30 protein-coding genes are annotated in these 25846 nt (G+C 71.8%); 11 read left to right on the top strand and 19 right to left on the bottom strand.

Annotation, left to right across the window (positions count from 1 at the left end; genetic code table 11):
- Positions 1-180 precede the first annotated feature (180 nt).
- The 3 genes from ACFVXG_RS23890 (at position 181) to ACFVXG_RS23880 (ending at position 4268) form a co-directional block, all read left to right on the top strand.
- Positions 181-1458 carry a PTS transporter subunit EIIC gene (locus ACFVXG_RS23890; RefSeq protein WP_387930423.1) on the top strand — a complete coding sequence of 426 codons (1278 nt, stop codon included), beginning with the start codon at positions 181-183 and terminating at the stop codon, positions 1456-1458.
- A 438-nt stretch (positions 1459-1896) separates the two neighbouring features.
- The gene (locus ACFVXG_RS23885) at positions 1897-2958 is read left to right on the top strand and encodes an LLM class flavin-dependent oxidoreductase (RefSeq protein WP_387930422.1); all 1062 of its coding nucleotides are present in this window, start codon (positions 1897-1899) and stop codon (positions 2956-2958) included.
- The gene (locus ACFVXG_RS23880) at positions 2955-4268 is read left to right on the top strand and encodes an NtaA/DmoA family FMN-dependent monooxygenase (RefSeq protein ID WP_387930421.1); all 1314 of its coding nucleotides are present in this window, start codon (positions 2955-2957) and stop codon (positions 4266-4268) included. The genes ACFVXG_RS23885 and ACFVXG_RS23880 overlap by 4 nt, the downstream gene beginning before the upstream one ends.
- A gap of 16 nt (positions 4269-4284) precedes the next feature.
- Here the strand turns inward: ACFVXG_RS23880 and ACFVXG_RS23875 are convergent, their stop codons facing one another.
- Both ACFVXG_RS23875 and ACFVXG_RS23870 read right to left on the bottom strand, forming a co-directional pair.
- On the bottom strand, positions 4285-5031 hold the full coding sequence (locus ACFVXG_RS23875; protein WP_387930420.1) for an MBL fold metallo-hydrolase: 747 nt from the start codon (positions 5029-5031) through the stop codon (positions 4285-4287).
- 209 nt (positions 5032-5240) lie between these two features.
- The gene (locus ACFVXG_RS23870; RefSeq protein ID WP_387930419.1) at positions 5241-5429 is read right to left on the bottom strand and encodes a MerR family transcriptional regulator; all 189 of its coding nucleotides are present in this window, start codon (positions 5427-5429) and stop codon (positions 5241-5243) included.
- A 189-nt stretch (positions 5430-5618) separates the two neighbouring features.
- Between ACFVXG_RS23870 and ACFVXG_RS23865 the strand changes: the two genes are divergently transcribed.
- A complete protein-coding gene (locus ACFVXG_RS23865; RefSeq protein WP_387930418.1) occupies positions 5619-6074 on the top strand; it encodes a type II toxin-antitoxin system PemK/MazF family toxin in 456 nt (151 codons plus the stop codon).
- A gap of 20 nt (positions 6075-6094) precedes the next feature.
- Here ACFVXG_RS23865 and ACFVXG_RS23860 read toward each other — a convergent pair whose 3' ends face one another.
- The 7 genes from ACFVXG_RS23860 to clpS form a co-directional block, all read right to left on the bottom strand.
- Entirely contained in the window at positions 6095-7063 is a 969-nt protein-coding gene (locus ACFVXG_RS23860) for a PLP-dependent cysteine synthase family protein (protein WP_387930417.1), read from the bottom strand.
- A gap of 79 nt (positions 7064-7142) precedes the next feature.
- Entirely contained in the window at positions 7143-7421 is a 279-nt protein-coding gene (locus ACFVXG_RS23855) for a MoaD/ThiS family protein (RefSeq protein ID WP_360496886.1), read from the bottom strand.
- A 118-nt stretch (positions 7422-7539) separates the two neighbouring features.
- Complete coding sequence (locus ACFVXG_RS23850) at positions 7540-7659, bottom strand: putative leader peptide (protein ID WP_317621128.1); 120 nt, start codon at positions 7657-7659, stop codon at positions 7540-7542.
- 149 nt (positions 7660-7808) lie between these two features.
- Positions 7809-8240, bottom strand: a complete 432-nt coding sequence (locus ACFVXG_RS23845; protein ID WP_387930416.1) for a Mov34/MPN/PAD-1 family protein — start codon at positions 8238-8240, stop codon at positions 7809-7811.
- A 126-nt stretch (positions 8241-8366) separates the two neighbouring features.
- Complete coding sequence (locus ACFVXG_RS23840) at positions 8367-9809, bottom strand: amino acid permease (protein WP_387930415.1); 1443 nt, start codon at positions 9807-9809, stop codon at positions 8367-8369.
- Positions 9810-10051: 242 nt separating this feature from the next.
- Complete coding sequence (locus tag ACFVXG_RS23835; RefSeq protein ID WP_387930414.1) at positions 10052-10624, bottom strand: DUF2017 domain-containing protein; 573 nt, start codon at positions 10622-10624, stop codon at positions 10052-10054.
- 84 nt (positions 10625-10708) lie between these two features.
- Positions 10709-11002: an ATP-dependent Clp protease adapter ClpS gene (gene clpS / locus ACFVXG_RS23830; protein ID WP_387930413.1), complete on the bottom strand. Its 294-nt coding sequence runs from the start codon at positions 11000-11002 to the stop codon at positions 10709-10711.
- Between the two features lie 140 nt (positions 11003-11142).
- Here clpS and ACFVXG_RS23825 point away from each other — a divergent pair, with 140 nt between their 5' ends.
- Entirely contained in the window at positions 11143-12459 is a 1317-nt protein-coding gene (locus ACFVXG_RS23825) for a nicotinate phosphoribosyltransferase (RefSeq protein ID WP_387930412.1), read from the top strand.
- Between the two features lie 203 nt (positions 12460-12662).
- A complete protein-coding gene (locus tag ACFVXG_RS23820; protein ID WP_387930411.1) occupies positions 12663-13256 on the top strand; it encodes an isochorismatase family protein in 594 nt (197 codons plus the stop codon).
- A 21-nt stretch (positions 13257-13277) separates the two neighbouring features.
- On the opposite strand, the gene ACFVXG_RS23815 is transcribed toward ACFVXG_RS23820, so the two are convergent.
- Positions 13278-14291: a hypothetical protein gene (locus tag ACFVXG_RS23815; protein ID WP_387930410.1), complete on the bottom strand. Its 1014-nt coding sequence runs from the start codon at positions 14289-14291 to the stop codon at positions 13278-13280.
- A 333-nt stretch (positions 14292-14624) separates the two neighbouring features.
- Here ACFVXG_RS23815 and ACFVXG_RS23810 point away from each other — a divergent pair, with 333 nt between their 5' ends.
- On the top strand, positions 14625-15221 hold the full coding sequence (locus ACFVXG_RS23810) for a hypothetical protein (RefSeq protein WP_387930409.1): 597 nt from the start codon (positions 14625-14627) through the stop codon (positions 15219-15221).
- A 484-nt stretch (positions 15222-15705) separates the two neighbouring features.
- Positions 15706-16146: an RNA polymerase sigma factor gene (locus tag ACFVXG_RS23805; protein ID WP_387930408.1), complete on the top strand. Its 441-nt coding sequence runs from the start codon at positions 15706-15708 to the stop codon at positions 16144-16146.
- A gap of 46 nt (positions 16147-16192) precedes the next feature.
- Here the strand turns inward: ACFVXG_RS23805 and ACFVXG_RS23800 are convergent, their stop codons facing one another.
- Positions 16193-16759, bottom strand: a complete 567-nt coding sequence (locus tag ACFVXG_RS23800) for a DinB family protein (protein ID WP_387930407.1) — start codon at positions 16757-16759, stop codon at positions 16193-16195.
- 96 nt (positions 16760-16855) lie between these two features.
- A complete protein-coding gene (locus ACFVXG_RS23795) occupies positions 16856-17239 on the bottom strand; it encodes a winged helix-turn-helix transcriptional regulator (RefSeq protein WP_387930406.1) in 384 nt (127 codons plus the stop codon).
- A gap of 205 nt (positions 17240-17444) precedes the next feature.
- On the opposite strand from ACFVXG_RS23795, the gene ACFVXG_RS23790 reads away from it, so the two are divergent.
- A complete protein-coding gene (locus tag ACFVXG_RS23790) occupies positions 17445-18113 on the top strand; it encodes an NAD(P)-dependent oxidoreductase (RefSeq protein ID WP_387930405.1) in 669 nt (222 codons plus the stop codon).
- Positions 18114-18169: 56 nt separating this feature from the next.
- Positions 18170-18733 carry a GNAT family N-acetyltransferase gene (locus tag ACFVXG_RS23785; RefSeq protein WP_387930404.1) on the top strand — a complete coding sequence of 188 codons (564 nt, stop codon included), beginning with the start codon at positions 18170-18172 and terminating at the stop codon, positions 18731-18733.
- Here the strand turns inward: ACFVXG_RS23785 and ACFVXG_RS23780 are convergent.
- The 7 genes from ACFVXG_RS23780 to ACFVXG_RS23750 all read right to left on the bottom strand — a co-directional run bounded on the left by ACFVXG_RS23780 (position 18727) and on the right by ACFVXG_RS23750 (position 25370).
- Positions 18727-19797, bottom strand: a complete 1071-nt coding sequence (locus ACFVXG_RS23780; protein ID WP_387930403.1) for a S8 family serine peptidase — start codon at positions 19795-19797, stop codon at positions 18727-18729. The two genes, ACFVXG_RS23785 and ACFVXG_RS23780, sit on opposite strands and share 7 nt — an antisense overlap.
- Before the next feature lie 72 nt (positions 19798-19869).
- On the bottom strand, positions 19870-20781 hold the full coding sequence (locus ACFVXG_RS23775) for an IS3 family transposase (RefSeq protein WP_387930501.1): 912 nt from the start codon (positions 20779-20781) through the stop codon (positions 19870-19872).
- A gap of 5 nt (positions 20782-20786) precedes the next feature.
- Positions 20787-21098, bottom strand: a complete 312-nt coding sequence (locus ACFVXG_RS23770) for a transposase (RefSeq protein WP_360334868.1) — start codon at positions 21096-21098, stop codon at positions 20787-20789.
- A 263-nt stretch (positions 21099-21361) separates the two neighbouring features.
- Complete coding sequence (gene mycP / locus ACFVXG_RS23765; RefSeq protein WP_387930402.1) at positions 21362-22612, bottom strand: type VII secretion-associated serine protease mycosin; 1251 nt, start codon at positions 22610-22612, stop codon at positions 21362-21364.
- 86 nt (positions 22613-22698) lie between these two features.
- The gene (locus ACFVXG_RS23760) at positions 22699-24105 is read right to left on the bottom strand and encodes a hypothetical protein (RefSeq protein WP_387930401.1); all 1407 of its coding nucleotides are present in this window, start codon (positions 24103-24105) and stop codon (positions 22699-22701) included.
- 29 nt (positions 24106-24134) lie between these two features.
- Positions 24135-24575, bottom strand: coding sequence for a hypothetical protein (locus ACFVXG_RS23755; protein WP_387930400.1), 441 nt, complete (start codon positions 24573-24575; stop codon positions 24135-24137).
- 96 nt (positions 24576-24671) lie between these two features.
- Complete coding sequence (locus ACFVXG_RS23750) at positions 24672-25370, bottom strand: endonuclease V (protein WP_387930399.1); 699 nt, start codon at positions 25368-25370, stop codon at positions 24672-24674.
- Between the two features lie 201 nt (positions 25371-25571).
- Here ACFVXG_RS23750 and ACFVXG_RS23745 point away from each other — a divergent pair, with 201 nt between their 5' ends.
- Positions 25572-25820, top strand: coding sequence for a hypothetical protein (locus ACFVXG_RS23745; RefSeq protein WP_387930398.1), 249 nt, complete (start codon positions 25572-25574; stop codon positions 25818-25820).
- Positions 25821-25846 lie beyond the last annotated feature (26 nt).

Raw genomic sequence — 25846 nt, 5'->3', positions numbered from 1 at the left:
CGCTCCGCATCCAGGTTTCGATTTCATAGCGCTTCCCGGCAACAGCGCTATCCGGGGTTCCCCGACTTCTCCACCCGTGCTACAAAACTGGTCTACACCACGTGTGGTGTAGACCAGTTCGCGGTTCGGCCCCCGTGCCTTCCCCCCGACCGACCGCCATGCCGTTAGGAACCCACCCCCATGAGTCAGTCTGCGCAGGCACCGGCGCCCGCCACGGCTCCGGCCTCGCCCAGCCCCGCCAAGCAGTTCGGTCAGAACCTCCTCCAGGGTCTGCAGAAGATCGGCCGCAGCCTCCAGCTGCCCATCGCGGTGCTCCCCGCCGCCGGTCTGCTGCTGCGTCTCGGCCAGGACGACGTCTTCGGCAAGGACGGCCTCGGCTGGGACAAGGTCGCCTCGGTCTTCGCCACGGCCGGCGGCGCCGTGTTCGACAACCTGCCGATGCTGTTCGCGGTGGGCATCGCGATCGGCTTCGCGAAGAAGGCGGACGGCTCCACCGCCCTCGCCGCGCTGGTCGGCTACCTGGTGTACAAGAACGTGCTGACCGCGTTCCCGATCACCGAGTACAAGATCCTCCCCGGCAAGGACGAAGCCGCGACCTACCAGAACCCGGGCGTCCTCGGCGGCATCGTGATCGGTCTGCTGGCCGCGGTGCTGTGGCAGAAGTACCACCGCACCAAGCTGGTCGACTGGCTCGGCTTCTTCAACGGCCGCCGCCTCGTCCCGATCATGATGGCCTTCGTCGGCACCGCCGTCGGCGTCTTCTTCGGCCTGGCCTGGGGCCCGATCGGCGACGCCATCAAGAGCCTGAACGACACCCTGATCGGGGCCGGCGCGCTCGGCGCGGGCGCCTTCGGCCTGGTCAACCGCGGTCTGCTGCCGGTCGGCATGCACCAGTTCGTGAACTCCTACGCCTGGTTCCAGACCGGTGACTTCACCAAGCCCGACGGCACCGTCGTGCACGGCGACCTGACCCGCTTCTTCGCCGGCGACCCGACCGCCGGACAGTTCATGTCGGGCTTCTACCCGATCATGATGTTCGCGCTGCCCGCCGCCGCACTGGCCATCGCCCACGCCGCCAAGCCGCACCGCCGCAAGGCCATCACCGGCATGATGGTGTCGCTGGCCCTGACCTCCTTCGTCACCGGTGTCACCGAGCCGATCGAGTTCGCCTTCGTCTTTATCGCCCCGGCCCTGTTCGTCATCCACGCCGTCCTCACCGCCGTCTCGATGGCCGTCACCTGGGCGCTCGGCGTGCACGACGGCTTCACCTTCTCCGGCGGTCTGATCGACTACCTGCTGGCCTGGAACAAGGCCACCGACCCGTGGCTGATCATCCCGATCGGCCTGGTCTTCGCCGCGCTGTACTACTTCCTCTTCCGCTTCGCGATCGCCAAGTTCGACCTCAAGACCCCCGGTCGCGAGGACGACGAGGAGATCGAGGACGTGACCAAGGCCTGACGCCGGTCCCGCCCGCTCCGAAGGCCCCGCCCACCGCCGCTCCCCCGGCGGCCGGGCGGGGCCTTCGGCGTGTCGGGATGTCCGCAGGGAGTTCCACCGTGCGGAAACGGCGGTTGACGAACCGCCGGAAGCCCTGGTCAACTGAACCGGTGAACGCCTCGTGCCCGCTGGTGACCCGCAGCCACATCGACTTCGGTCGTGTGTGGTCCGCGGCGTGTCGCGGCTGAGCCGACCCTTCACCCCGCCGCCGCCCGGCTGAGTCCCCGCCCGGCGCCGGCCGTCCTCTCCCCGCCCGTCGTGGGCTCCCGCCCGCCCACGGGCCGTCACCGCGCACCCGCGCGCGACCGCGCAGCCGCGGCCCCGCACCCGTACGGGGCCGCGGTCCGCGCGCCGCCGCGCACCTCCGCGCACCTCCGCACGAGGAAAGCCAGGCCCGCCATGCCCCGCCAGTTGCACCTCTCCGCCGCCATCGACAGCCCCGGCCGTTTCGACGCCGGGCACTACGCCGACCTCGCCCGCCTCGCCGAGCGGGGCGGACTGGACTTCGTCACCCTCGACGACTCCTTCACCGCCGAGCCGCGCCGCCCCGACGCGCTCGCCACCCTCGCCCGGATCGCCCCGCTGACCTCGCGGATCGGCCTGGTCCCCACCGTCACCACCACCCACACCGAGCCCTTCCACACTTCCATCTCGCTGAACACCCTGGACTGGGTGAGCGCGGGCCGGGCCGGCTGGCTGGTCGGCGTCTCCGGCACCGAGGCCGAGGCCGCCGCCTTCGGCCGCCGCCCGGTCGCCCCCGAGGACGAGCTGTGGGCCGAGGCGGCCGACGCCGCCGAGGTCGCCGCCCGGCTCTGGGACAGCTGGGAGGACGACGCGGAGATCCGCGACGCCGCCACCGGCCGGTTCATCGACCGCGACAAGCTGCACTACATCGACTTCGAGGGCCGGCACTTCTCGGTCCGCGGCCCGTCCATCACCCCGCGCCCGCCGCAGGGCCGCCCGGTGGTCGTGGTGCCGGTGGCCGCCGCCGACCTGGCCCGGGGCGCCTCCCCCGGCGGACGGGCCCGGGTCGACACCGCGATCCGGTACGCCGACGTCGTCCTCCTCGACGCCCCCGACCGGGCCGCCCGGCTGACCGCCGCCACCGAACTGCGGTTGCGCTCCGGCGAACAGCTGCGCATCCTCGCCCGGCTCGACGCCGCCCTGCCCGACCGGGACGCCGAACTGCGGCTGATCGCCGAACTCGCCGCCACCGGCACCGGCGTGGACGGCTTCCACCTCGTCCCCGCCGAGCCCGGACGCGACCTGACCGGCCTCGCCGAGCGGGTCGCCCCCGCCCTGCGCGCCACCGGGCTGCTGCGGGCCGGCCACTCCGGCCGCACCCTGCGCGACCACCTCGGCCTGGCCCGGCCGGCCAGCCGCTACGCCGCCACCACCCCGGGAAGCGCCACCACCGGAAACGCCCCCGCCACCCCCGCCCTCGCCGAGGTGACCCGATGACGGACCGTCCGCTCAAGCAGATCCACCTCGCCGCCCACTTCCCCGGCGTCAACAACACCACGGTGTGGAGCGACCCGGCCTCCGGTAGCCACATCGAGTTCGAGTCCTTCCGCCACCTCGCGCAGACCGCCGAGCGCGGGAAGTTCGACTTCTTCTTCCTCGCCGAGGGCCTGCGGCTGCGCGAGACCAACGGCCGCATCCACGACCTGGACGTGGTCGGCCGCCCCGAGTCGATCACCGTGCTGAACGCCCTGGCCGCCGTCACCGAACGGATCGGCCTGGCCGCCACGGTGAACGCCACCTTCAACGAGCCGTACGAACTGGCCCGCCGCTTCGCCTCCCTGGACCACCTGTCCGGCGGCCGGGCGGCCTGGAACGTGGTCACCTCCTCGGACGCCTTCACCGGGGAGAACTTCCGCCGCGGCGGCTACCTGGACCGTGCCGACCGCTACACCCGGGCCGCCGAATTCGTCGAACTGGCACGGAAGTTGTGGGACTCCGGCGACACCAGGGGCTTCGCGGACACCGGGGACGCCGAAGTGCGGCACGCCGGACGGCAGTTCGAGGTCCGGGGGTGGCTCTCCCTGCCCCGCCCGCCGCAGGGCCACCCGGTGGTCATCCAGGCCGGGGACTCCGACGAGGGCCGCGAGTTCGCCGCGGCCGCCGCCGACGTCATCTTCAGCCGCCACTCCACCCTCGCCGACGGCCAGGCCTTCCACCGCGACGTCAAGCGGCGGCTGGCCGGCTACGGCCGCAAACCCGACGAGCTGAAGATCCTGCCGGCCGCCACCTTCGTCCTCGGCGACACCGACGCCGACGCGGCCGAACGCGCCGCCGAGGTCCGCCGGGCCCAGGTCGGGCCGCAGACCACGATCAACTACCTGGAGCAGGTCTGGGGCGTCGACCTGTCCGGCCACGACCCGGACGGACCGCTGCCGACCGTCGACCCCGACCCGGACAGCGCGCTGGTCCAGGGCCGCGTCCGCCTCCCGGACCCGGCGGGCACCGCCGCGCGGTGGCGCGCCCTGGCCGCCGAGAAGAACCTGACCAGCCGCGAACTGGTCATCGAGGTGACCGGCCGGCAGTCCTTCATCGGCTCCCCCGCCACCGTCGCCGGGCAGATCAACCACTTCGTGCAGAACGACGCCGCCGACGGCTACGTCCTCGTCCCCCACCTCACCCCGGGCGGCCTGGACGAGTTCGTCGACCGGGTCGTCCCGCTGCTCCAGGAGCGCGGGGTGTTCCGCACCGACTACACCGGCCCGACCCTGCGCGACCACCTCGGCCTGCCGGTGCCCGGACGGCGCTAGCGCAACAGCCCGTAACTCAGATCTCGTACACCGCGCCGGCCCGGGCCAGCTCCACCGGGCCGGCGTACGCGGCGGCGGCGTCGCGGCGGTTGCGCTCGGCGTCCGTCCACGGCGGGATGTGGGTGAGCACCAGCCGGTGGGCCCCGGCGGCGGCCGCGTGCTCACCGGCCTCCCGGCCGTTGAGGTGGACGGCCCGGTAGGTGTCGCGGCCGTCCAGGTACGCGGCCTCGCAGAGGAACAGGTCGGTGTCGCGGGCGAGTTCCACCAGTTCGGGGCTCTCACCGGTGTCGCCGGAGTAGACCAGCGAGCGGCCGCCGTGCTCCAGCCGGAAGGCGAAGGCGTCCACCGGGTGGTTGACCTGCGCGACGGAGATCCGGAACGGGCCGAGTTCGAAGCTGCCCGGAGTGAGCGTGCGGAACTCGAACACCTCCTTCATTCCGGGGTTCTCCGGCATGTCGTACGCGCGGGCGAGCCGCTCGGCCGTCCCGGCCGGGCCGTACACCGGCAGCAGGTCGGGGCAGCCCTCGGCGCGGTAGTTGCGGGCGACCCAGTAGGCGCACAGGTCGACGCAGTGGTCCGCGTGGAGGTGGCTGAGCAGGACGGCGTCGACCTCGTAGAGGCCGGTGTACTTCTGCAGCGCGCCGAGCGCGCCGTTGCCGAGGTCCAGCACCACGCGGTAGCCGTCGGCCTCGACCAGGTAGCTGGAGCACGGCGAGTCGGCGGACGGGAAGCTCCCCGAGCACCCCACCACGGTCAGTTTCATCCGAGCCCCTCCGCCCCGACACGTCCTGGCTGCCCTTGGAAAACGGCATGGAAAACAGCATGGAAAACGGCAGGCCGGGCCGGTGGACCGGCCGGTAGCACTGCGTTGGTGTGTCGAGGGTAAGGGCGGAGCGGCACTTTGCCCCCGTCCCCGTGCCGGGCTGTGGCTGGAATCACCCAGACCGCCGGGGCGGGGGCCGCGGCGCCGGATCAGCGGTGCCGGGGGCGGTTGCGGGCCCAGCTGCGGATGGTCTCGGGGTACCAGCGGGGGTGTCCGCTGCCGTCGATCACGTCCGGTTCGGGCAGTAGCCCGTGCCGCCGGTAGTTGCGGACGGTCTCGGACTGGACGTTGATGTGCCGGGCGATCTCGGCGTACGACCAGAGTTCGTTCCTGTTCACGAAGGCACCTCCGGGGGGACGGGGGCGGACGTTCGTGAGGCAGCCTCTCCGGACGGCACCGGGGCGAAAGCCGCAGAACGGGCGTCGTAGCCGTTCCGTGACGAACCGGGAGCAACGCACGGACAAATGGCCAACCGTCACTGCCGCCACGGTGGTGGCGTTCACCACCGGCCCGGTACGGTTCGCGGCATGACTGGCATCTGGATCGTTCTCCTGCTGGCGGGCGTCGCCGTGCTGGCCGCCGTCGCGGCGGCGCTGGTCAGGCGCACCCGCCCCGCGTCACGCCCGGCCGCCCCGACCGGGCCGCGGCCGCACCCCGGTACCAAGGCCGGACCGCAGCCGCAGGAGATCTGGTGGGCGGAGGTGCCGTTCGAGGACGGCCCGGGCTCCAAGGACCGCCCCTGCCTGGTGCTGCGGGTGCATGGCCGGACCGCCACCGTCGCGAAGATCACCAGTAAGCACCACACCGAGCGCCCCGGTGTGCTGCCGCTGCCGCCCGGTTCGGTGGGCGACCGGCAGGGCCGGACCAGCTGGCTGGAGACCGACGAGCTGCGCGAGGTGCCGCTGTCGGCCTTCCGCCGCCGGGCCGGCACCGTGGACCGCCAGGTCTGGGCCCGGGCCCAGCGGGCGACCTCAGGCCGCTAGTCGGGGCAACAGTCGGGCCGCTAGGCCCAGAGCTGGCCCTGCAATGCCTCGACCGCCGCCTCGGTGGACTCGGCGGTGTAGATACCGGTGGAGAGGTACTTCCAGCCGCCGTCCGCGACCACGAAGACGATGTCCGCGCGCTCGCCGGCGGCCGCCGCCTTGCGGCCGACGCCGATCGCGGCGTGCAGGATGGCGCCGGTGGACACGCCCGCGAAGATGCCCTCCTGCTGGAGGAGTTCGCGGGTGCGGCGGACGGCGTCGGCGGAACCGACCGAGAAGCGGGTGGTGAGCACCTCGGCGTCGTACAGCTCGGGGACGAAGCCCTCGTCGAGGTTGCGCAGCCCGTACACCAGGTCGTCGTAGCGCGGTTCGGCGGCGACGATCCGTACGCCGGGGACCTTCTCGCGCAGGTAGCGGCCGACGCCCATCAGGGTGCCGGTGGTGCCGAGGCCGGCCACGAAGTGGGTGACGGTCGGCAGGTCGGCGAGGATCTCGGGGCCGGTGGTGGCGTAGTGGGCGCCCGCGTTGTCGGGGTTGCCGTACTGGTAGAGCATGACCCAGTCGGGGTGCTCGGCGGCGATCTCCTTGGCGATCCGGACGGCGGTGTTGGAGCCGCCGGCGGCCGGGGAGGGGATGATCTCGGCGCCCCACATCCGGAGCAGTTCGCGCCGTTCCTCGCTGGTGTTCTCGGGCATCACGCAGACCATCCGGTAGCCCTTGAGCTTGGCGGCCATGGCGAGCGAGATGCCGGTGTTGCCGCTGGTGGGCTCCAGGATGGTGCAGCCGGGGGTGAGCCGGCCGTCGGCCTCGGCGCGCTCGATCATGTGCAGCGCCGGGCGGTCCTTGATGGAACCGGTGGGGTTGCGGTCCTCCAGCTTGGCCCAGAGGGTCACCAGGCCGCCGTCGTTGCCGGGGACGGCGGCGGACAGCCGCGGGAGGCGGACCAGCGGGGTGTTGCCGACGGCTTCGAGCGGACTGTCGTATCGCAAGGGAGGCCTCCGGCCACGGCGGTGAGGGTGAAGAGGGGCGGCTCCCCCGCCCGGTGCGGCGGGAGGGGGAGCCTGGAGGTCAGCGGGCGCCGCCGGCCACGGCGGGCAGGATGGTGACGCTGTCGCCGTCGGCGAGGGCGGTGGAGATGCCCTCCAGGAAGCGGACGTCCTCGTCGTTCAGGTAGACGTTGACGAAGCGTCGCAGCTCGCCGCCGTCGAGCAGGCGGGCGGCGATGCCGGGGTGGCGGGCGTCGAGGTCGGTGAAGAGTTCCCCGAGGTTGCTGCCGTTGCCCTCGACGGCCTTGGCGCCGTCGGTGTAGGTGCGGAGGATGGTCGGGATGCGGACCTCGATGGCCATGGATGCGCTCCTGTGCGAGTCGTGGAGGTGGGTGGGCCGCAGCGGGCGCGGCGGGGCGGAGGGTGGCCTGGGCTCGACGCCGCCGGGAAGGAGCGGCGGGGCCCGGGCGGGGCGGCTCTCAGCGCGAGCGCGCGGGCGTACCGGGACAGATCGCGCCGGCGTGCCGGCACAGGTCGATGTGCAGGCGCGCCACGAGGCGGGTGCCCGGGGCCTGGTTGCTCACATCGACGGAACGCATGGGCTCATCGTATAGATTCCCCGGCCCGCTCGGACATGCCCGTCTCGGGATCCGGATGTTGTCGTTTCCGATGCTGAGATTCCCTGGAACGACAGGGGCCCGCCGACCGCTCGTGGCGGGTCGGCGGGCCGGGTCCAGGTGGGTGCTGGTCAGGCCGGGTAGGCCTCGACGACCTGGACGTCTTCCTCTGTGATCTCGCCGTCCACGATGCGGAACGAACGGAACTGGTAGGGGTCGGCCTCGTCGTTGCCCTCCGCGGTGGAGACCAGGACGTAGTGGGCGAACGGCTCGGAGGCGTAGCTCACGTCGGTGCGCGAGGGGTAGGCCTCGGTGGCGGTGTGCGAGTGGTAGACGATCACCGGCTCCTCGTCCAGGTCGTCCATCTCGCGGTAGAGCTTGAGCAGGTCGCCCGAGTCGAACTCGTAGAAGGTGGGCGAGCGGGCCGCGTTGAGCATCGGGATGAACCGCTCGGGCCGGCCGCTGCCGGCCGGTCCGGCGACCACGCCGCAGGCCTCGTCCGGGTGGTCGGCGCGGGCGTGGGCCACGATCCGGTCGCGGATTTCTCGGGTGATGGTCAGCATGTCGGTCAGGATGCCACGCACCGGCGGTCGGCCGCCGGGGCGTCCGAGGCCCGGTCGCCGGGTGTCCGCCAGCCGGTCGCGGCGGCGGACACCCGGGTACGGACACCCGGTCGCGGGCCCGGGGCGTCAGGCGCCGTCGCGGGCGTGCAGGTGGTCGTGGGCGGTGCCGTGGACGGACTGCGGGTTGCGGCGCTTGAGCACCTGGTAGCCGATCACCAGCACCAGCGCCCAGCCGGGGAAGACGTACAGCGAGATCCGGTTGTCCGCGTCCAGGGCGATCAGCACCACGACCATGGCCAGGAAGGCGAGGGCGGCCCAGCTGACCCAGGCGCCGCCGGGGGCCTTGAAGCTGGGCGGCGGCAGGTGGCCGGCCTTCCAGGCCTTGCGGTAGCGGATCTGGGAGATCAGGATCATCGCCCAGGTCCACAGCCCGCAGACCGTGGCGACCGAGGTGATGTACTCGAACGCCCGTGCCGGGACGAGGTAGTTGAGGACCACGCCGGCGCCCATCAGCAGACAGGAGACGGTGATCGCGAAGGCCGGGGTGCGGCGGGTGTTGAGCTTGGTGAGCTGCCCGGGGGCCTGGCCGCGCAGGGCGAGGTCGCGCAGCATCCGGCCGGTGGAGTACATCCCGGAGTTGCAGGAGGAGAGCGCGGCGGTGAGCACCACGAAGTTGATGATGCCGGCCGCGGCCGGGATGCCGATCTTGCCGAAGGCGGCGACGAACGGGCTGACGCCGGGCTGGAACTCGCGCCAGGGCACGAGGGAGAGGATGACCACCAGGGCGCCGATGTAGAACAGCGCGATCCGCCAGGGCAGCGTGTTGATGGCGCGCGGCAGGGTCTTCTCGGGGTTCTCGCTCTCGCCCGCGGTGACGCCGACGAGTTCGACGCCCAGGTAGGCGAACATGACGATCTGCAGGGTCATCACGGTGGCGCCGATGCCCTTGGGGAAGAAGCCGCCGTCCTGCCACAGGTGGGTGATCGACGCGGTGTCACCGGCCTTGCTGAAGCCCAGGGTGAGCACGCCGATGCCGATCAGGATCATGCCGATGATGGCGGTGACCTTGACCATGGAGAACCAGAACTCGATCTCGCCGAACAGCTTCACCGAGATCAGGTTGGCCGTGTAGAGGATGACCAGGAAGGTCAACGCGCTGGCCCACTGCGGGATGTCGGGCGCCCAGAACTTGACGTACACGGCGGCGGCGGTGGTCTCGGCCATGCCGGTGACGACCCAGAACAGCCAGTACGTCCAGCCGGTGACGTAGCCCGCGAAGGGGCCGAGGAACTCCCGGGCGTACTCGGCGAAGCTGCCGGAGACCGGGCGGTAGGTGAGCAGTTCGCCGAGGGCGCGCATGATCGCGAAGATCACCACGCCGGCCACGGCGTAGGAGAGGATCAGGCTCGGCCCGGACTTGGAGATGGCGGTGCCGGCGCCGAGGAAGAGGCCGGTGCCGATGGCGCCGCCGATCGCGATCATCTGGATCTGGCGGCTGCCGAGCCCCCGCTCGTAGCCCTCCTCGTCCGGTTTCCCGTCGACCACCTGGTCGTACGTCTGCTCGGCCATGGTCACCCGTCCTGGTGGGTCTCGTTTGTGGGGAGAAGTGGGGAGAAGTCGTACCACGCACGATCCGGATACCGGTGTTCATCTGAGCGATATTTGAGCATGGCCTGTGCCGGTTTGCCCGATTTATGTGAAAATACCCCGGCCGCTCGTCCACATGCTGGACGGAACGGCCGGGGCTTGCCCGAAAGCGGGCAGGATCGCCGGAGCGAGGGGGCGGCGGAGCGGGGGAAAGCGCTCCGGGATCAGTCGGTGATCGCCTCCAGCAGCGACTCCTGGAGCGCCCCGAGCCAGAGGTAGGCCATCACCAGCGGCTTGCGCTCGTCGGCGTCCGGCAGTTCGTAGAGACCCTGCTCGTCCTCCTCGGTGATCTCCAGCCGCGCCCCGAGGGTCAGCCGCAGGTCGTTGAGCGCGCCCAGCCAGCGCAGGCAGTCGGGGGCGGCCAGCTTGAGCACCCCGCCGCCGCCGAGGTCGTCCAGCGACCGGACCACCTGCAGCGCGTCGTCCCGCTTGCGGGCCCGCAGGTCGAGCTCGGTGTAGCGGCGGAACTCGCCGGAGGCGGCCCGCACCTCGGCGTCGGCCGGCTCGGCCGGGTCGCCGTAGGCGTCCGGGAACAGCCGGGCCAGCGCCGGGTCGGCGGGCGCCTCGGTCGGCCCCTCGGCGAACAGCGCCGCCAGCGGGTCGTCGCTCTCCCCGCCCGGGCCGGGGCCGATCAGCTCCAGCATCTGCACTTCCAGCGAGCGCAGGATGGAGGCCTCCACCTCGTCCAGCGCGATCGCCGCGCCACCATCGCCGGTGCTCTCGAACAACCCAGCCATCTGTATCGGTCAGCCCGTCTTCGTCGTCTTCGGCCGCGCCGCCGGACCGGCGGGCGGTCAGTCAGTTGTGCGCCGCGTGGGCGGTCAGTCGTGCTGCAGCGTCGCCCACAGGCCGTAGCCGTGCATCGCCTGGACGTCCCGCTCCATCTCCTCGCGGGAGCCGCTGGAGACCACCGCCCGGCCCTTGGTGTGCACGTCCATCATCAGCTTCCGGGCCTTGTCCTTCGGGTAGCCGAAGTAGGCCTGGAAGACGTACTGGACGTAGCTCATGAGGTTGACCGGGTCGTTGTGCACGATGGTCACCCACGGCGTGTCCGGTTCCGTCACCGGCTGCGCTTCGACCTCCGGGCGCTCGATCTCCACGGGCGCGACACTCACCGGCAGGCCTCCTCGTTGCACACTCGTCCGTTACTCCTCAAGCCCCATGCTGCCATCCGGGGGACACCCGGGCGATTCCGCCCCGGGTCGCTCGACGAGAAATCGTCACTCTGACGCTAAGTGGTAGTAGCATCATCCTCATGGACGCCACATCAGTGCGCGCGGCCGCGTCGACCGCGCTCCTCACCGACCGCTACGAGCTCACCATGCTGCAGGCCGCCCTGCGCAGCGGGGCCGCGCACCGCCGCTCCGTCTTCGAGGCGTTCACCCGACGCCTGCCCAGCGGCCGCCGCTACGGCGTGATGGCCGGCACCGGCCGGGTGCTGGACGCCGTCGAGAACTTCCGCTTCGACACCGCCCAACTGGACTGGCTGTCCGCCCAGGGCGTGGTCGACGAGGAGACCCTGCGGTTCCTCGCCGACTACCGCTTCCGCGGCGACATCCACGGCTACCCGGAGGGCGAGGTCTACTTCCCCGGCTCGCCGGTGCTCACCGTCGAGGGCAGCTTCGCCGAGACGGTGATCCTGGAGACGGTGATCCTGTCGATCCTCAACTTCGACTCCGCCGTCGCCGCCGCCGCCTCCCGGATGACCGCCGCGGCCGGCGGCCGACCGGTGATCGAACTCGGCGCCCGCCGGGCCCACGAGCAGGCCGCCGTCGCCGCCGCCCGGGCCGCCTACGTGGCCGGCTTCGCCGCCACCTCCGACCTGGAGGCCGGCTACCTGCACGGCATCCCCACCACCGGCACCTCCGCGCACGCCTTCACCCTGGTGCACGACAGCGAGCGGGACGCCTTCCGCGCCCAGATCGACTCGATGGGCCGGGGCACCACCCTGCTGATCGACACCTACGACCTGCACGAGGCCGTCCGCACCGCCGTCGAGGTGGCCGGGCCCGAACTCGGCGCGGTCCGGATCGACTCCGGCGACCTCATCCTGGCCGCCCACCGGGTCCGCCGTCAGCTCGACGAGCTCGGCGCCGAGAAGACCCGGATCATCGTCACCTCGGACCTCGACGAGTACGCCATCGCCGCCCTCGCCGCCGCCCCGGTGGACGGCTACGGAGTCGGCACCAGCCTGGTCACCGGCAGCGGCCACCCGACCTGCGCCATGGTCTACAAGCTGGTCGCCCGCGCCGAGACCCCGGACGGCCCGCTCGTCCCGGTGGCCAAGCGCGCGGCCGGCGGCAAGACCAGCGTCGGCGGCCGCAAGTGGGCCGCCCGCCGGCCCGACGCCGAGGGCGTCGCCGAGGCCGAGGTGGTCGGCACCGGGGCCGTCCCCGAGGAGCTGCGGCCCCACCTCGTCCAGGTGCCGCTGGTGCTGGCCGGCGAGACCGTCGGCCGCGAGCCGCTGACCGCCGCCCGCGAACGGCACATCCGGGCCCGGGCCGCGCTGCCGCTGTCGGCCACCCAGCTCTCCAAGGGGGACCCGGTCATCCCCACCGAGCTGATCGACTGATCCGCTCACGGATGTCCGCTCCGGGCGTCCGTTCCGACGGTGGACCGCGCGGACCGGCGGCCGGTCACAGGCCTTCCGCCCCCGCGCGCCACTCCCTAGAGTCAGCCGTAGAGTTCCCCTGGACTTCCTCCCGAGCCGTCAGGCGTTCGCGAGGACCCCTATCACCGGGGCGCACCCGCCCCCCACATCCGAGGATGCGAGCCATGCACCGGGCACTGATCGTCGTCGACGTGCAGAACGACTTCTGCGAGGGCGGCAGCCTGGCCGTCGCCGGTGGCGCCGAGGTGGCCGCCGCCATCACCGACCTGATCGCCGAGTCCTCCCCCGGCTACCAGCACATCCTCGCCACCCGCGACCACCACATCGACCCGGGCGCGCACTTCTCCGCCGAACCGGACTACGTCTCCAGCTGGCCGGTGCACTGCGTGGCCGGGACCGAAGGCGTGGGCTTCCACCCCAACTTCGCGCCCTCGGTGATCTCCGGGGCGGTCGAGGCGGTCTTCGACAAGGGCGCCTACTCGGCGGCCTACAGCGGCTTCGAGGGGCTGGACGAGAACAACCGCGGCCCGGTGGAGTGGCTGCGCGAACGGCAGGTCGACGAGATCGACGTGGTCGGCATCGCCACCGACCACTGCGTCCGGGCCACCGCGCTGGACGCGGCCCGGGCCGGCTTCACCACCCGGGTGCTGCTCGACCTCACCGCCGGGGTGGCGCCGGAGACCACCGCCGCCGCGCTGGAGGAGCTGCGGGCGGCCGGGGTCGAACTGGTCGGCGCGCCGGTGGTCCGGCCGGCCTGAGGGCTGACCCCTCAGGCCCTCTCAGACCACCATCAGCTCCACCACGTCCGTCCCGCCCGCCCGGTAGGCCTCGCGCAGCTCGCCGCCGACCGCCTCCGGGTCGGCGGCCAGCCGGGCGCCGGAGACGTACACCACCCGGATCCCCAGGTACTCCATCCGGTGCTGGCCGCCGCGCACCCAGGCGGCCTCGCCCTCGCTGACACAGCGCAGGTCCGAGTCCACCTCCACCGCGACGCCCTGCTCCGGCCAGTAGAGGTCCGGGACACCGATGTAGGTGCCGCCGCGCATCCGCAGCTCCGGGGCGACCAGCGGGGCGGGCAGCAGCCACTCGTCCACCAGCCGGTCGACCCGCTCCAGCACGAACTCCCGCTCCGCGGCGAGGAGTTCGTCCAGCGCGGCGCGGACCCTGGGCTCCCCGGTCAGCCCCGACTCGACCAGCTCGGCGGCCAACTCCCGTACCGTGCAGCGGTTCTCCGGACGGGCCACGGCCTCCCGCAGCACCTCGCGCACCGGCACCGGGGCGTCCACCGGGAGCCCCTCCGCCGTCCACTCACCCAGCGCGTCGGCGACCGCCCGGGCCACCGGGGCGCAGGCCAGGCCGTGCACCGACCGGGCCTCCAACTCCCGTTCGGTGCGCCGGATCCGCACCTCGCCGGCGTCCTTGAGCCGGCGCTGACGGGGCACCAGGACGTCCACCCCGGTCACCGCGGGCAGCCGGGGCACGGCGGCGAAGCCGTACAGCGCCAGCGCGGCCGCCCCGGTGATCACCGCGCCCTCGCGGCGGCCCTCCTCCCGGCCGTTCTGCGCCGCGTACAGCAGCGCGGCCCACATCCGCTGCTCCGGGGTGGGCTCGCCGCCCTGGAGCAGGTAGACCCTGGGCAGCAGCCGCTGCCAGGGTCCGCCGCGGCGGCAGTGCTCGGTGATGACCCGGGCCGGCACGCCCCGGGCGCGCAGCTGGCTCGCGGTGACGACGTTCTGCTGACGCTTCGCCAGCTCCTCCAGGGACGGCGGCGGCGAGGGGATCCGGTAGCTCATGCGCCCACCTCGCTACGCTCGGCGGGGGCATTCACCCATGCGCACCCCTCAACGAATCGCTCACTTCGTTCGCTCATGCGCCCACCATCCCCAACCGCCGCAGCTCGCGTGACACTGCCTGACGCACTGTTACTCAACCGTCGCGAAACCGGGATCAGCCTGCACTAAAGTCCCCATACCCTCACTCATTTGGAGTAAATGACGTTCATATGGCTATCAGCTTTGATCGAAAACGATCGCCGACCTGGTCGTCTGACCCAGAGTGATCAAGGGCATACGGCGAGGGACCCCCGGGGCGTCAATCGCGCCCCTGGGATTGCCTAGGCTTACGTCATGTCACGTGACGAGACCGCCGGCCTCCGCGCGGCCCAGCTCCGCCTCGGCCGTCTGCCCGGATACGTCCGCCGCCCGGACCCGGCCCGCCGCAGCGGTGAGAAGGGCCATACGTACAAGAAGGGCTGGGAGGTCCGCTTCACCGCCCGGAGCGAGGCCGAGATAGCAGAGATCCGCGACCTCGTGGTCGCCGCCGGGTTCGCCCCGGCCAGACCCTTCTTCAAGGGGCACCAACTCATCCAGCCGGTCTACGGCATGGCAGCAGTGCAGGCCTACCTGGCCGCTAGACAGGCGGCCGAGGAACACGCCGAGCGGGTCGAGCTCGGACGTCGACGACGGGCCGCGGGGGCGCGCACGGGCGCGACGCACACCGGAGGGGCGCACCCGGGCGGCGGGCACGCCACCGGGGCACCCGGCACCCGTCGGTGCGAACGCGAGGAGGCCGCCGCGGGAGCCGCGGCGGCGGCTGCGGCGGCGGCCGCGACAGCCGCCCAGCTGGCCCGGCGCCGGGCCGTCGAGTCCTTCCCCGCCCAGGTCGAACGCGGCAACGCCGTCGACGACCTGATCGCCCCCACGGAGGCCCGCCCGAACTCCTGACCGGGCGGCACCCTCCCGCCCAGCCCCGCGCCCCGGTCGCCGCAAGCCGCCGGGGCGCATTCGACGTGCCCGCCCCACCCGCACCGACGCAACCCCCGCAGTGAGTGCGGTTGCGCAGGCGGTTGTGCGGGCGCGGCTTCGCGCCCTGGGCGTGGACGCCGGACCCGACAGGCCCTACGGTGGCACCTCAACTGCCGTGCGACGACTGCCGTCCTACCTCCTCTGACCAGCTGCGACACGCTCGCACCCACGTCCCCGCACCACTGTGCAGCACTCCCCCCGACCGGGCCCCAGCGGCCCCCGACCGGCCCTCCACCCGGCAGTACCGCCGCCCGCGCCGCACCACCCGCCACCGGAACCGGACGCACCGCAGTGGGTTCCAGGCATTCCATCGGATTGGTCACCCAGCGCACCGAGGGCCTACCGTAGAGTGAGCACAGATGATCGACCGTCAGAAACCCATCTCCCCTTCCGAGAAGACGAGATGACCAACCGTCACGCGAGTGCCGCCGAACCTCCCCCGGGGCCCGGCGAACCGGAGGACGTACCGCTCGAGTTCGCGGCCTTCTGCGAACTCCACCGTCCCCGGTACCTCAGCTACGCCCGGGTGTGGCTGACCGAGCACGCCGACGCGGCCACCGCCGTCCAACAGGCGTTCGCCGAAATCGCCGTCCAGTGGCGGGAATTGCTCACCAGCCCCAACCCCACCGCGCTCGCCTGGCAGATCCTGCGCGGCACCGTCGCCGAACACACCCCGGAGGAGACCCCCGTCCCCGACCGCCACCCCGCCGACGACGACCTGGCGATCCTGCACTACGTCGTCGGCCTCGCCGCCCCCGAGATCGCCGACGTCATCGGCACCGACACCGCCAGCGTCGCCGGACGGCTCCGGCGCACCATGCTCCGCGAGGCCTCCGGCTGGTGAGCCGCCCGGCTGCCGGCGACCGGCGACCGGCGACCGGCGACCGGGGTCAGACCCGCTCGCCCGTCACGTCGAACAGGTGGTGCACCGGGTCGTGGATCAGGTAGCGGGCGAAGGACTCGACGGTGAAGCGCGCCCCGTCGCTGCGGTTCCCGGTCCGCCCCCACTGCTCCCCCGACACCGCCCCGAACGCCGCCGCCAGGGCCTCCGCGGCCTCCGCCAGCTCCCCGGCCACCACCCGCGGCAGCTGCTCCCGGTAGCGCTCGGCGGCCGCCGTCTCGTCCTGGTCCCAGTTCGCGAACAGCGGGCCGTCCTGGTCGAGCATCAGGTTCAGCCGGACCAGGAACAGCCGGAAGACGTCCCGGACGTGGCAGGCGTACTCCAGGTCCGACCAGATCTCCGGGCTCGGCCGACGGCGCAGCCCGTCCTCGTCCCCCGCCAGCACCGCCAGCCAGCCCTCCGCGTTCGCCCGGACCATGGCGGCGACATCCGTCGCGGCCACCGCCGGGGTGTCCAACCCGCAGTCGGGGCAGGCGCGTTCCAGCACCCAGGTCCAGTCCTTGGTGTCGGGGACGATCGCGTCGGCGGGGCTCACGAGGTGCTCAGGAGTGCTCATGGGCCCAGCATGGCCGCCCCGCACCCCGCCCCACCAGCGGCAAGGCCGCCAGCGACCGCCGAAATGCTGCCAGGCCGGCGCCCGTCCCCTCTCCGATCAGCCTTCGGCGCGCTCGTACTCCAGCCGGGCCGCCAGCAGACTGCCCAGGTTCTCCCTGGTCCAGTCGCACATCGCGTCCATCGGCCCGAGCAGCGTCCGCCCCATCGGCGTCAGCGCGTACTCGACCCGCGGCGGATTCTCCGCGTACTCGGTACGGACCACCGCGCCGTCCTGCTCCATCGAACGCAGCGACTCCGCCAGCACCTTCGCGGTGATGCCCGCCAACGGCACCCGCAGCTCCGAGAACCGGCGCGGCCCGTCCTCCAGGCAGCGGATGATCCGCCAGGCCCACTTGCGGCTGCCCAGCACCGGCACCGACTGCACCGGGCAGTCGGCCGGGAAGAAGTCCGCCGGCAGCGGCGCCGGCCCGGTCTGCGTCATGCCCCCGACCGTACCCGGAGGGCCGCTTCCGGTGAAGCCGGTTCCGGTTGGAGCCGGTTCCGGTTGGAGCCGGTTCCGGTTGGAGCCGGTTCCGTTGACGCCAGCTCCGTCGAAGCCGGTTCCGTTGAAGTAACCGGCACCCCTTGATCTACCGTCACGGCGACGACGGGCGACAGCGCCCGCCACCGACCCACCGGAGACCCCCATGACCGCCACCACCACGCCCCGGCAGCAGCACCTCGCGGACGTCATCGTCTACGGCGCGGGCGGACAGGTCGGCCGCGCCGTCATCACCGAGGCCCGCCGCCGCGGCCTCACCGTCACCGCCGCCGTCCGCGACCCCGAGCGCCACGCCGACCTCGCCGGCGACGGCGTCACCCTGGTGCGCTGCGACGTCACCGACCCGGCCGCCGTCGCCGCCACCGCCCCCGGACACCCCGCCGCCGTCAGCTCCGTCTACACCCCCGACACCCCGTCCACCGAGTTCTACCGCGCCGCCACCACCGCCCTCGTCGACGGCCTCGACCGGGCCGGCGTCCCCCGCCTGCTCAGCGTCGGCATCGCCACCACCCTGCAGACCGCCCCCGGCGTCGCCGTCCACGACGACCCCGAGTTCCCCGACGCCTACCGCACCTTCTCGCTCGGCCACTCCGCCGCCCTCGACCTGCTCCACGACTCCCCCGACACCCTCGACTGGGTCGTCGTCACCCCGCCCATGGACCTCGACCGCACCGCCCCCGGCACCGGCCGCTACCGGGTCGGCGGCCCCCACGTCCTCGGCCCCCGGATCGCCCAGGCCGACCTCGCCCTCGCCATCGTCGACGAACTCACCGCCCCCACCCACCACCGGCAGCAGATCGCCGTCGCCGAGTAGGCCCGCACGGCACGAATTCCCTGCACGAACCGGCCCCGCCCGGCATCCTGGGCACCATGGCCACGGACCTCTCAGCCCTCGCGGTGAAACCCACCCTGCACGGCCCCACCATCCGCCTCGTCCCCCTGGACGCCCGGCACACCGACCCGATGTGGGCCCTCTGCGCCGACCAGGAGACCAACCGCCTCACCGGCACCCGCACCGCCTTCACCCGCGACCGGATCGCCCAGTGGTGCGCCACCCGCGCCGACCAGCCCGACCGGCTCGACCTCGCCGTCGAAGACCCCGCCACCGGCCGCTTCCTCGGCGACACCGCCCTCACCGACGTCGACCCGGACAACAACTCCGCGGCCTACCGGATCGCCCTCACCCCCGACAGCGTCGGCCGCGGCATCGGCACCGAGACCACCGTCCTGGTCCTCCGCCACGCCTTCGCCACCGTCGGCCTCCACCGCGTCCGCCTCGAAGTCTTCGAGTACAACGAACGCGCCGCCCGCGCCTACACCAAGGCCGGCTTCACCCTCGAAGGCCGCGCCCGCCAAGCCCACCACTGGGACGACCGCTACTGGGACGTCCTCCACATGGCCGCCCTACGCGACGACTGGCTCAGCACTCACTGACCGGCCCCACCGTAGGGCGGCCGCGGCGGGTACGGCCCCTCAGCCGCCCGCCGCCGCCTCGCCACCACCGCCGCAGCCACCGACACCCCGACCACCACCACTACACCGGCCGCGATCGCCAGCCCGGTGCCATCACCGCCCCCACCGCCGGACGCGGCCCCGGGGACGACGGGCGCCGTGGAAGGACCGTCGGTCGCATCGTCGTCGTCAGGTGGGGTGCCCTTCGTCTCCGGCCGCTTCACCAACGGGTTCTCCTTCGGCCCGTTGTCCACGGCAGGATTCGGCGCAAGGGCCTTCGCAGGGTCAAGGAGCCCATAGCCGTAGTGGATGTTGGGAACGACCGTCCCGTTGGCGGGAGGGGCGGCCGACGTGATCAACCGGTGGATCACCTGACCAGCAGACAGGTCCGGATACTTGGACCGGATGAGCGCGGCGGTGGCAGAGACATAGGCAGTGGAGTCCGAAGTGCCGCTCGCCTCCCCGTAACTCGTCGAGGACTTCGCCGTGGCACGGTAGATCTTCACACCGGGCGCGACGAGCGTGGTCTCTGGACCGGCTGTGGACTTCTCCCACACAGCACCGTTGTTGTCCACCGCTCCCACGGCCACAACTCCCGGGAATGCTGCTGGATAGCTGACGTCCATGGCTCCGGTGTTACCCGTAGCGGCGACCAGCACGACGTCCTTTGAGACGGCGTAGTTGACAGCCTTGCGCAACACCGAATCGAATCGGTAGTTCCCCCCTAGGAAAATATTGACGACCTTTGCGCCGTGGTCCGCTGCGTAGCGGATAGCGTCCGCGAATCCGTGCCCTTGAGGAACGGTGCCGTCACCGTCGGTCCCCACCTTGAGTGGAAGGATCTTCGCCTTCGGGGCCAGGCCCATGACGCCTGCCTCGGCCCCGTGCCCGTGTCCCGCGATCAGGCTCGCCATTCCCGTGCCGTGACCGTCACTGTCAACGCGACCGTCCGTATTGCCGCCGGAGTGGTCGGCCCCGGGAATTACCTGCCCTGCCAGATCCTGATGATCTTGATTCACGCCGGTGTCAATCACGCCGACGACCACTCCGTCGCCCTGGCTGACCGTCCAGACCTTCGCGTCGGCCTTGAGCTTCCCCCGCTGTGCGGGAGGTGCTGGTTACCTGGTCAGAACGGGTGTGGGTGGCTCGACGGCCGCCGGTTCGGCCGTCGCCTGGTCGGCGTAGTGCTTCGCCTCGTACTCGTCGGGGCTGAGCCAGCCGAGTCGTTTCTGGATGCGGCGGGTGTTGTAGAAGCCGTCGATGTAGGCGAACGGTGCGAGGTCGGCGTCGGTGCGGGTCGCGAAGGTCGTGCGGCGGACGCACTCGGTCTTCAGGACGCTCCAGAAGTTCTCCGCGAGCGCGTTGTCGAACGAGTCGCCCACGCTTCCCATGCTCGGCTCGATTCCGGCCTTCAGCAGGCGGGTTGTGAGCTTGATGGACGTGTACTGACACCCGTGGTCGCTGTGATGGATCAGCTTCCCCGGCTCGACGGGCCGGCCGTGCAGCGCGTACTCCAGAGCGGTGAGGACCAGGTCGGCGTCCGCGCGCTCGCAGGTGTGCCAGCCCACGATCCGGCGGGAGAAGGCGTCGCGGATCGTGGCCAGCCACCACGGGCCCTCGCCGGTGGGGATCAGCGAGATGTCGGCGACCCACAGCCGGTTCGGCGCGGCGGCGGTGAAGTCCCGCTGCACCAGGTCCGGGGCGAGGCCGGCCGCCGGGTCGCGGCGGGTGAAGGAGCGGGGCCGGCGCGGGCTCACGCCCTGCAGGCCGGCCTGGCGCATCAGGCGCTCGACCCGCTTGCGGCCGACATGGGTGCCCTCGCGCCGCAGAACGGCGTGGACGCGCGGGGAGCCGTAGGTGGCGTCGGAGTCGGCGTGGATGCGGCGGATGTGCTCGGTCAGCTCGGTGTCGTGGCGCTTGCGCTCGCACGGCTCGTGGACCTCGCGGCGCCAGCGGTAGTAGGTGGAGGCGGGGATGTGCAGTTCCCGGAGGACGGGCTCGGCCCCGAAGCGGTCCTGGTGCTCGTCGATGAGCTTCAGTACCGTCGCCGGGTCGGGTCGAGCTCCTGGGCGAAAAAAGCCGATGCGGCCTTGAGGATCTCGCAGGACCGGCGGAGCTCGGCGTTCTCCTTTCGCAGAGCGGCCAGCTCCTCCTTCTCCGCGGTGGTCAGCCGGTCGTCGCGCTCGCCGCGGTCCGCCTCGTCCTGGCGGATCCAGTTGCGCAGGGCCTCGTGGTGCACCCCGAGATCGCGGGCCATCTGCCGGATCACGGGCTTCGGATCGGCGGCCCGGTACGCGGCAACGGCTCGCTGCCGCAACTCGGGCGGGTACTTCATTGGTGCAGCCATGGCAGAGGCTCCCTTCTCACGGCCCATCAGGCCATGTCCGGCAACCTTCCGCACCTCGGGGGAACCTCAGGGCGAAAGCCCGCAAAGGCCATTGCTGATCCCTGATCTGATCAGCCAATGCCAACGGTGCTGCGGTGCCCCAAGCCATTGCACCGGCGGCAAGGGCCGCCGCACTTCGCGCCAACCAACGGCTCGCCAAACCCGGTCACCCCACTCAACGAGGCATCCCGCAGGCCACCGACCTGCGGGATGCTAATCAGCACTCAGTGACCGGCCCCGCCGTAGGGCGGCTGCGGCGGATACAACCCCTCAGCCACCCGCCGCCTCCGCCGCCTCGCCACCACCACCGCAGCCACCGACACCCCGACCACCACCACACCGGCCGCACCGGCGCCGATCACCAGCCCGGTGCCATCACCACCCCCACCGCCGGACGCTGCCCCGGGGACGGCCGAGGGCTGGTCGGTCGCGTCGCTGTCGTCATCGCTCGGCGGTGTGCCCAACGACTCAGGCCGGTTCGCGAGCGGGTTCTCCTTGGGTCCGTTGTCCACGGTCGGATTCGGCTCCAACGCCTTCGCCGGGGCGAGAACCCCATAGCCGTAGTGGACGTTGGGCACCACCGTCCCGTCCGGCGGAGGCGTGGCCGATTTGATCATCCTGTTGATCACCTGCCCTGCGGACAGGTTCGGATACTTGGACCGGATGAGTGCAGCGGTGGCGGAGACATAGGCAGTGGAGTCGGACGTGCCGTTCCCGATCGCATAGCTCGTCAGGGACTTCGCCGAAGCATGGTAGACCTCCACGCCGGGTGCCAGGAGCGTGAGCTCGGGACCAGGCTTGGAGCTGTCCCACACAACCCCCTTGGCGTCTGCCGCCCCGACGGCCACGACCCCGGGGAAGGCGGCCGGATAGTTGACGCTCAGGTCTGCGCCGCTGTTGCCTGCTCCTCCGACCAGGACAGCATCCTTTGACACCGCGTACGCCACAGCCTTTCGGACCTGCGAGTCGTAATGAAACGGTCCCCCGATGGACATGTTGATGACTGTCGCACCGTGGTCCACCGCGAAACGGATTGCCGCCGCGAGATCGTTCTGCTCGGGCATGGGGTCGCCATTGCTCGTCCTCACCTTCACCGGCAGGATCTTCGCTTTGGGAGCCAGACCCATCACTCCGGCCTGCGCACCGTGCCCGTGCCCTGCGATGAGACTCGCCATGCCGGTGCCGTGGCCGTCAGTATCCGTGCGACCGTCCGACTTGGCGCCGGAGAAATCGGCTCCGGGAAGCACTTGCCCCGTCAGGTCCTGGTGCTCCGAATTCACCCCGCTGTCGATGACCGCGACGACGACACCCTCGCCTTGGCTCACCGGCCAGACCTTCGTCTCGGCCTCGAAGATCTTCAGGGCCCATTGCTTGTCCCTGATCTCATCAGCCGACGCTGCCGGTGCGGCAACAGCCCAGACCAATGCCCCAGCGGCAAGGACCGCCGTACCACGTGCCAACAGGCGGCTCGCCAAACCCGGTCACCCCACTCAACGAGGCATCCCGCAGATCACCGACCTGCGGGATGCGATCAGATCACCCGTCCGTTCGCGGACCGGCCTCATTCCACCACGTTCGGATTGGCCGGCGTGTCCGACGCCCAGGTCTCCTCGTCCTCGACGAGGTAGTCCGGCCGCTTGCCGTCCTTCCCCTGGTCCTTCTTGCGGCGCTGTGCCTCACTCATCGGGATACCAGGAGACATGACGCCCGTACTCCGGGCTCCGGCTTCTGTTCCCAAGCGGCTACGAGCGCCCAACCCGGATCCGCCCTCCGTGAAGGCCTGCTTGCCCCGTGCTCCGGGACCGGGAGGCGCCGTCTCACCGACGGCTCCACCGGGCCGGGCCAGTGGTCCACCAAGCTGTTTGGCGACGGATGCTCCTCGCCCCCCGGCTCCGATGCCCGGATAGACCTCGCCACTGGCACCACCGCCTCGGCCTCCGCGGGGATTCGGCCCCTCCACCGGCGCCGTGCCACTGGAAAAATCCTTACTGCCAAGGCCCGGGCTGACGGGCGGGCCCTGCACCATCGGTCCTGCATGGCTTGCAGCCGTCTGCCCACCACCGCCACCGATCGGTCCGCTGGTAGGAGGCACGGTCGACGGAACATTCACACCGGACGTCTGGGTCCCGGAGGTGGCCGGGCTCGGCACACTTCCGCTCTGGCCGGGCACCGGAGTACCCGAGATTCCCGCGCCCGGAGCACGCCCCGTGGTGGTCGGCGACTTCGAGGGCGGCTGCGCCACTCCCCCCTTGATGCCGGCATCGGTCGGAGCCACCGTGCCCTTGGGCGCGGAACTGGCCACCATCGATGTCTGGGAGGTCCTAGGCCGCGTCGGCGCGGCCACGACCGACGACCGCGCCGACGTTCCCCCGGCCCCGAACGACGCGCCTGAAACGACTGCAGCCACTGCGGCCGCCGACCCCGTCGGATCACCCTGCGGGCCCGCATCGCGGCTATCCTCAACCGGCGGCCGTTGAAGCGACGACGGAGCCTTCAAGGCTGGCGTCGCGACGCGGTAGTGCATCGCGAGGGTCTGCATCACAGCCGCCGCTTCGGCTTTCTTGGCGTCGGCGACCTGGATGTGGTCGTCCTCGGTGCTGAAGAAGTCCCCGACCTGGTCCTTGACCTTGTCCCAGGTGTCCGGTTCCTCCGGCATGGTGCGCTTCGCCGTCGCCATCGCCTCGGACATGTTGTGCAGCGTGTTGGCCGCGTCGTTGGCGTACGCGGCGGCGTCGTTGATGTTGGCGGCGAGGGTGAGCATCGAGGTGTGGAAGGAGTCGCTGGTGGTGCCGTCCCAGGCCGTGGCCGCCTCGGTGCTCACGTTGGTGAGGGTCTTGCGGATCTCCTTGAGGGTGGTCGCCGCCTTGCGCCAGGGGTCGCCGGCGGCCATCACCGCGCCGGGGTCGAGGGCCTGTGCCATCTTGCGGAGATCGGCATGGCTGTACTTGGTGAAATCGGTGTAGGTCACGGGTGGTTCACCTCCGGTCAGGCGATCGGTCAGATGGTGGCGTTGCCGCGCTGGGACGGGACCTGGTTGGCCTGGTACGCGGTCTCACTGGTGGCCGAGGGGGCGGCCACGGACCAGCCGTCGCTGGACAGCTTGAGCTTCTTGCTCACGTGCTGGTCGTGCTCCTCGTAGTTGGTCGCGGTGAGTTCGGCCTTCTTCTGGGCCTGATCAACCGCCTGCTGGAGCTGATTCAGCACGTCCCGCAACGCGTCCCGCATGGTCCCGTACCGGTCGTGGATCTCGGTGGCCTCGGCGAAGGTGCCGAAGGCGGTCTTGCCGAGGCCGGTGCGCCCGTGGGCGGTGTTGCCGTTGGCGTCCTTCTCGAATTCCTTGAGCAGCAGCCGTACTTGGCCGGCGAAGGTGCGCAGTTGCTCGATCTCGACGCGGTAGCCCTGGTTGGCTCCGCCGGTCGAGCCGGTCCCTGTTCCCATTGCGGCGCCCCCCGTGCGTCCGTTCCTGGTGTTCGGGGCCCGGGCCCCGGTGTCTCATGTCTAACACACCGGGCCGGAATCCCGCCCGGTGCACGGTCAGTTCGCGGGCGTCCTGGTGCGCAGGGCCTCGGTGAGGGCGCGGCGGCAGAGGGAGTCGGCGTGCCGGGTGGTCTCGGGTTGGCGGTAGCGGCGGGCGAGGTCGAGGGTGGTGCGGACGGCGGTGTCGAGGCCGATGCGGTGGCCGACGGAGACGTAGACGGGTTTGATGCCGGGCTGGGTGCGGACCGCGCGGCCGACCTCTTCGCCGGTGGCGGGGTCGGTGAGGGGGGTCCAGGAGCCGCGGCCGGGGTCGGGGTCGTGGTGGTCGAAGGTGAAGGGGGTCTTGGCGACGCCGAGGGTGCGCAGTCCGGTGAGGACGCCGAGGTGGCTGGCGAGGCCGAGGCGGCGGGGGTGGGCGAGGCCGTAGCCGTCGCAGACGACGGTGTCGGGGGTGCGGGTGAGGGCGGCGAGCGCGTCGAGGACGGCGGGGAGTTCGCGGAAGGCGAGCAGTCCGGGGACGTAGGGGAAGGCGATCCGGCCGACGGCGGTGGCTTCCTCGACGACGTCCAGGGTGTCCCGGTCGAGGAGGACGGCCGCGGCGACGACGAGGTCGTGGTCGTCGTCGTAGGCGACGTCGACTCCGGCGATGAGCCGGTACGGGGTGTCGTCGTCCTGGGCCCGGACGAGCGGGCGCAGTCGTTCCTGTTCGGCGAGCGCCTGGGCCTCGGAGGTGGGCCAGTCGGCGGGGATGGGCACGGTCGGTTCCCCCGGTCTGCGTGGTGTCGGACGGGTTCCACCGTACCGAGGGGTGCGGACGACCCCGGGGTGAGCCCGTGCGCCCCCTGTGCCCCCGACCTCGCGGGCTAGCCTGGTCGTGCCGAACTCCCTTGCCGGGTAGGACTTCTGGCACCGGCAGCTTTCCCGCCCGTTTCCCCCGACGTGCGAAGGACCCCCGCCATGCCACGTCCGTCCGCCGCCCAGTTCTGTCTCGGCTCGTTCACCGTCGTCGCCACCACGGTGGCGCTGCTGGCCGTATCGGGCGCCTCGGGCGTCCTGGCGGTCGCGGTGCTGGTGGGGTTCGCGTTGGCGCTCGGCACCGTGGTGACGGTGCTCTCGGCGTCGGTCTCGTCCCGCCCGTCGGCGGTCGCGGGCCGGCCGGGGGCCTCTCCGGCCGCGGCCGGGCGCGAGTACGCCCGGCAGCGCTGATCCGCCGCCGGGCGTCGTCGTCCCGC

It is taken from the genome of Kitasatospora sp. NPDC058162 (assembly GCF_042884005.1).
Lineage (GTDB): Bacteria > Actinomycetota > Actinomycetes > Streptomycetales > Streptomycetaceae > Kitasatospora.
Note: the sequence above shows the minus strand (reverse complement) of the source record. Positions and strands in the feature narration are given on the sequence as shown.

Excerpts from the sequence above, each read along its gene's own strand:
- ACFVXG_RS23875 (WP_387930420.1), bottom strand. The coding sequence starts at position 5,031 with ATGAAACTGACCGTGGTGGGGTGCTCGGGGAGCTTCCCGTCCGCCGAC.
- ACFVXG_RS23835 (WP_387930414.1), bottom strand. The coding sequence starts at position 10,624 with ATGGCTGGGTTGTTCGAGAGCACCGGCGATGGTGGCGCGGCGATCGCG.
- ACFVXG_RS23865 (WP_387930418.1), top strand. The coding sequence starts at position 5,619 with ATGACTGGCATCTGGATCGTTCTCCTGCTGGCGGGCGTCGCCGTGCTG.
- ACFVXG_RS23755 (WP_387930400.1), bottom strand. The coding sequence starts at position 24,575 with ATGGGAACAGGGACCGGCTCGACCGGCGGAGCCAACCAGGGCTACCGC.
- ACFVXG_RS23855 (WP_360496886.1), bottom strand. The coding sequence starts at position 7,421 with ATGGCCATCGAGGTCCGCATCCCGACCATCCTCCGCACCTACACCGAC.
- ACFVXG_RS23785 (WP_387930404.1), top strand. The coding sequence starts at position 18,170 with ATGGCCACGGACCTCTCAGCCCTCGCGGTGAAACCCACCCTGCACGGC.
- ACFVXG_RS23880 (WP_387930421.1), top strand. The coding sequence starts at position 2,955 with ATGACGGACCGTCCGCTCAAGCAGATCCACCTCGCCGCCCACTTCCCC.
- ACFVXG_RS23790 (WP_387930405.1), top strand. The coding sequence starts at position 17,445 with ATGACCGCCACCACCACGCCCCGGCAGCAGCACCTCGCGGACGTCATC.
- ACFVXG_RS23890 (WP_387930423.1), top strand. The coding sequence starts at position 181 with ATGAGTCAGTCTGCGCAGGCACCGGCGCCCGCCACGGCTCCGGCCTCG.
- ACFVXG_RS23840 (WP_387930415.1), bottom strand. The coding sequence starts at position 9,809 with ATGGCCGAGCAGACGTACGACCAGGTGGTCGACGGGAAACCGGACGAG.
- ACFVXG_RS23820 (WP_387930411.1), top strand. The coding sequence starts at position 12,663 with ATGCACCGGGCACTGATCGTCGTCGACGTGCAGAACGACTTCTGCGAG.
- ACFVXG_RS23800 (WP_387930407.1), bottom strand. The coding sequence starts at position 16,759 with ATGAGCACTCCTGAGCACCTCGTGAGCCCCGCCGACGCGATCGTCCCC.
- ACFVXG_RS23810 (WP_387930409.1), top strand. The coding sequence starts at position 14,625 with ATGTCACGTGACGAGACCGCCGGCCTCCGCGCGGCCCAGCTCCGCCTC.
- ACFVXG_RS23825 (WP_387930412.1), top strand. The coding sequence starts at position 11,143 with ATGGACGCCACATCAGTGCGCGCGGCCGCGTCGACCGCGCTCCTCACC.
- ACFVXG_RS23745 (WP_387930398.1), top strand. The coding sequence starts at position 25,572 with ATGCCACGTCCGTCCGCCGCCCAGTTCTGTCTCGGCTCGTTCACCGTC.
- ACFVXG_RS23795 (WP_387930406.1), bottom strand. The coding sequence starts at position 17,239 with ATGACGCAGACCGGGCCGGCGCCGCTGCCGGCGGACTTCTTCCCGGCC.
- ACFVXG_RS23770 (WP_360334868.1), bottom strand. The coding sequence starts at position 21,098 with ATGGCTGCACCAATGAAGTACCCGCCCGAGTTGCGGCAGCGAGCCGTT.
- ACFVXG_RS23845 (WP_387930416.1), bottom strand. The coding sequence starts at position 8,240 with ATGCTGACCATCACCCGAGAAATCCGCGACCGGATCGTGGCCCACGCC.
- ACFVXG_RS23815 (WP_387930410.1), bottom strand. The coding sequence starts at position 14,291 with ATGAGCTACCGGATCCCCTCGCCGCCGCCGTCCCTGGAGGAGCTGGCG.
- ACFVXG_RS23805 (WP_387930408.1), top strand. The coding sequence starts at position 15,706 with ATGACCAACCGTCACGCGAGTGCCGCCGAACCTCCCCCGGGGCCCGGC.
- ACFVXG_RS23885 (WP_387930422.1), top strand. The coding sequence starts at position 1,897 with ATGCCCCGCCAGTTGCACCTCTCCGCCGCCATCGACAGCCCCGGCCGT.
- ACFVXG_RS23850 (WP_317621128.1), bottom strand. The coding sequence starts at position 7,659 with ATGCGTTCCGTCGATGTGAGCAACCAGGCCCCGGGCACCCGCCTCGTG.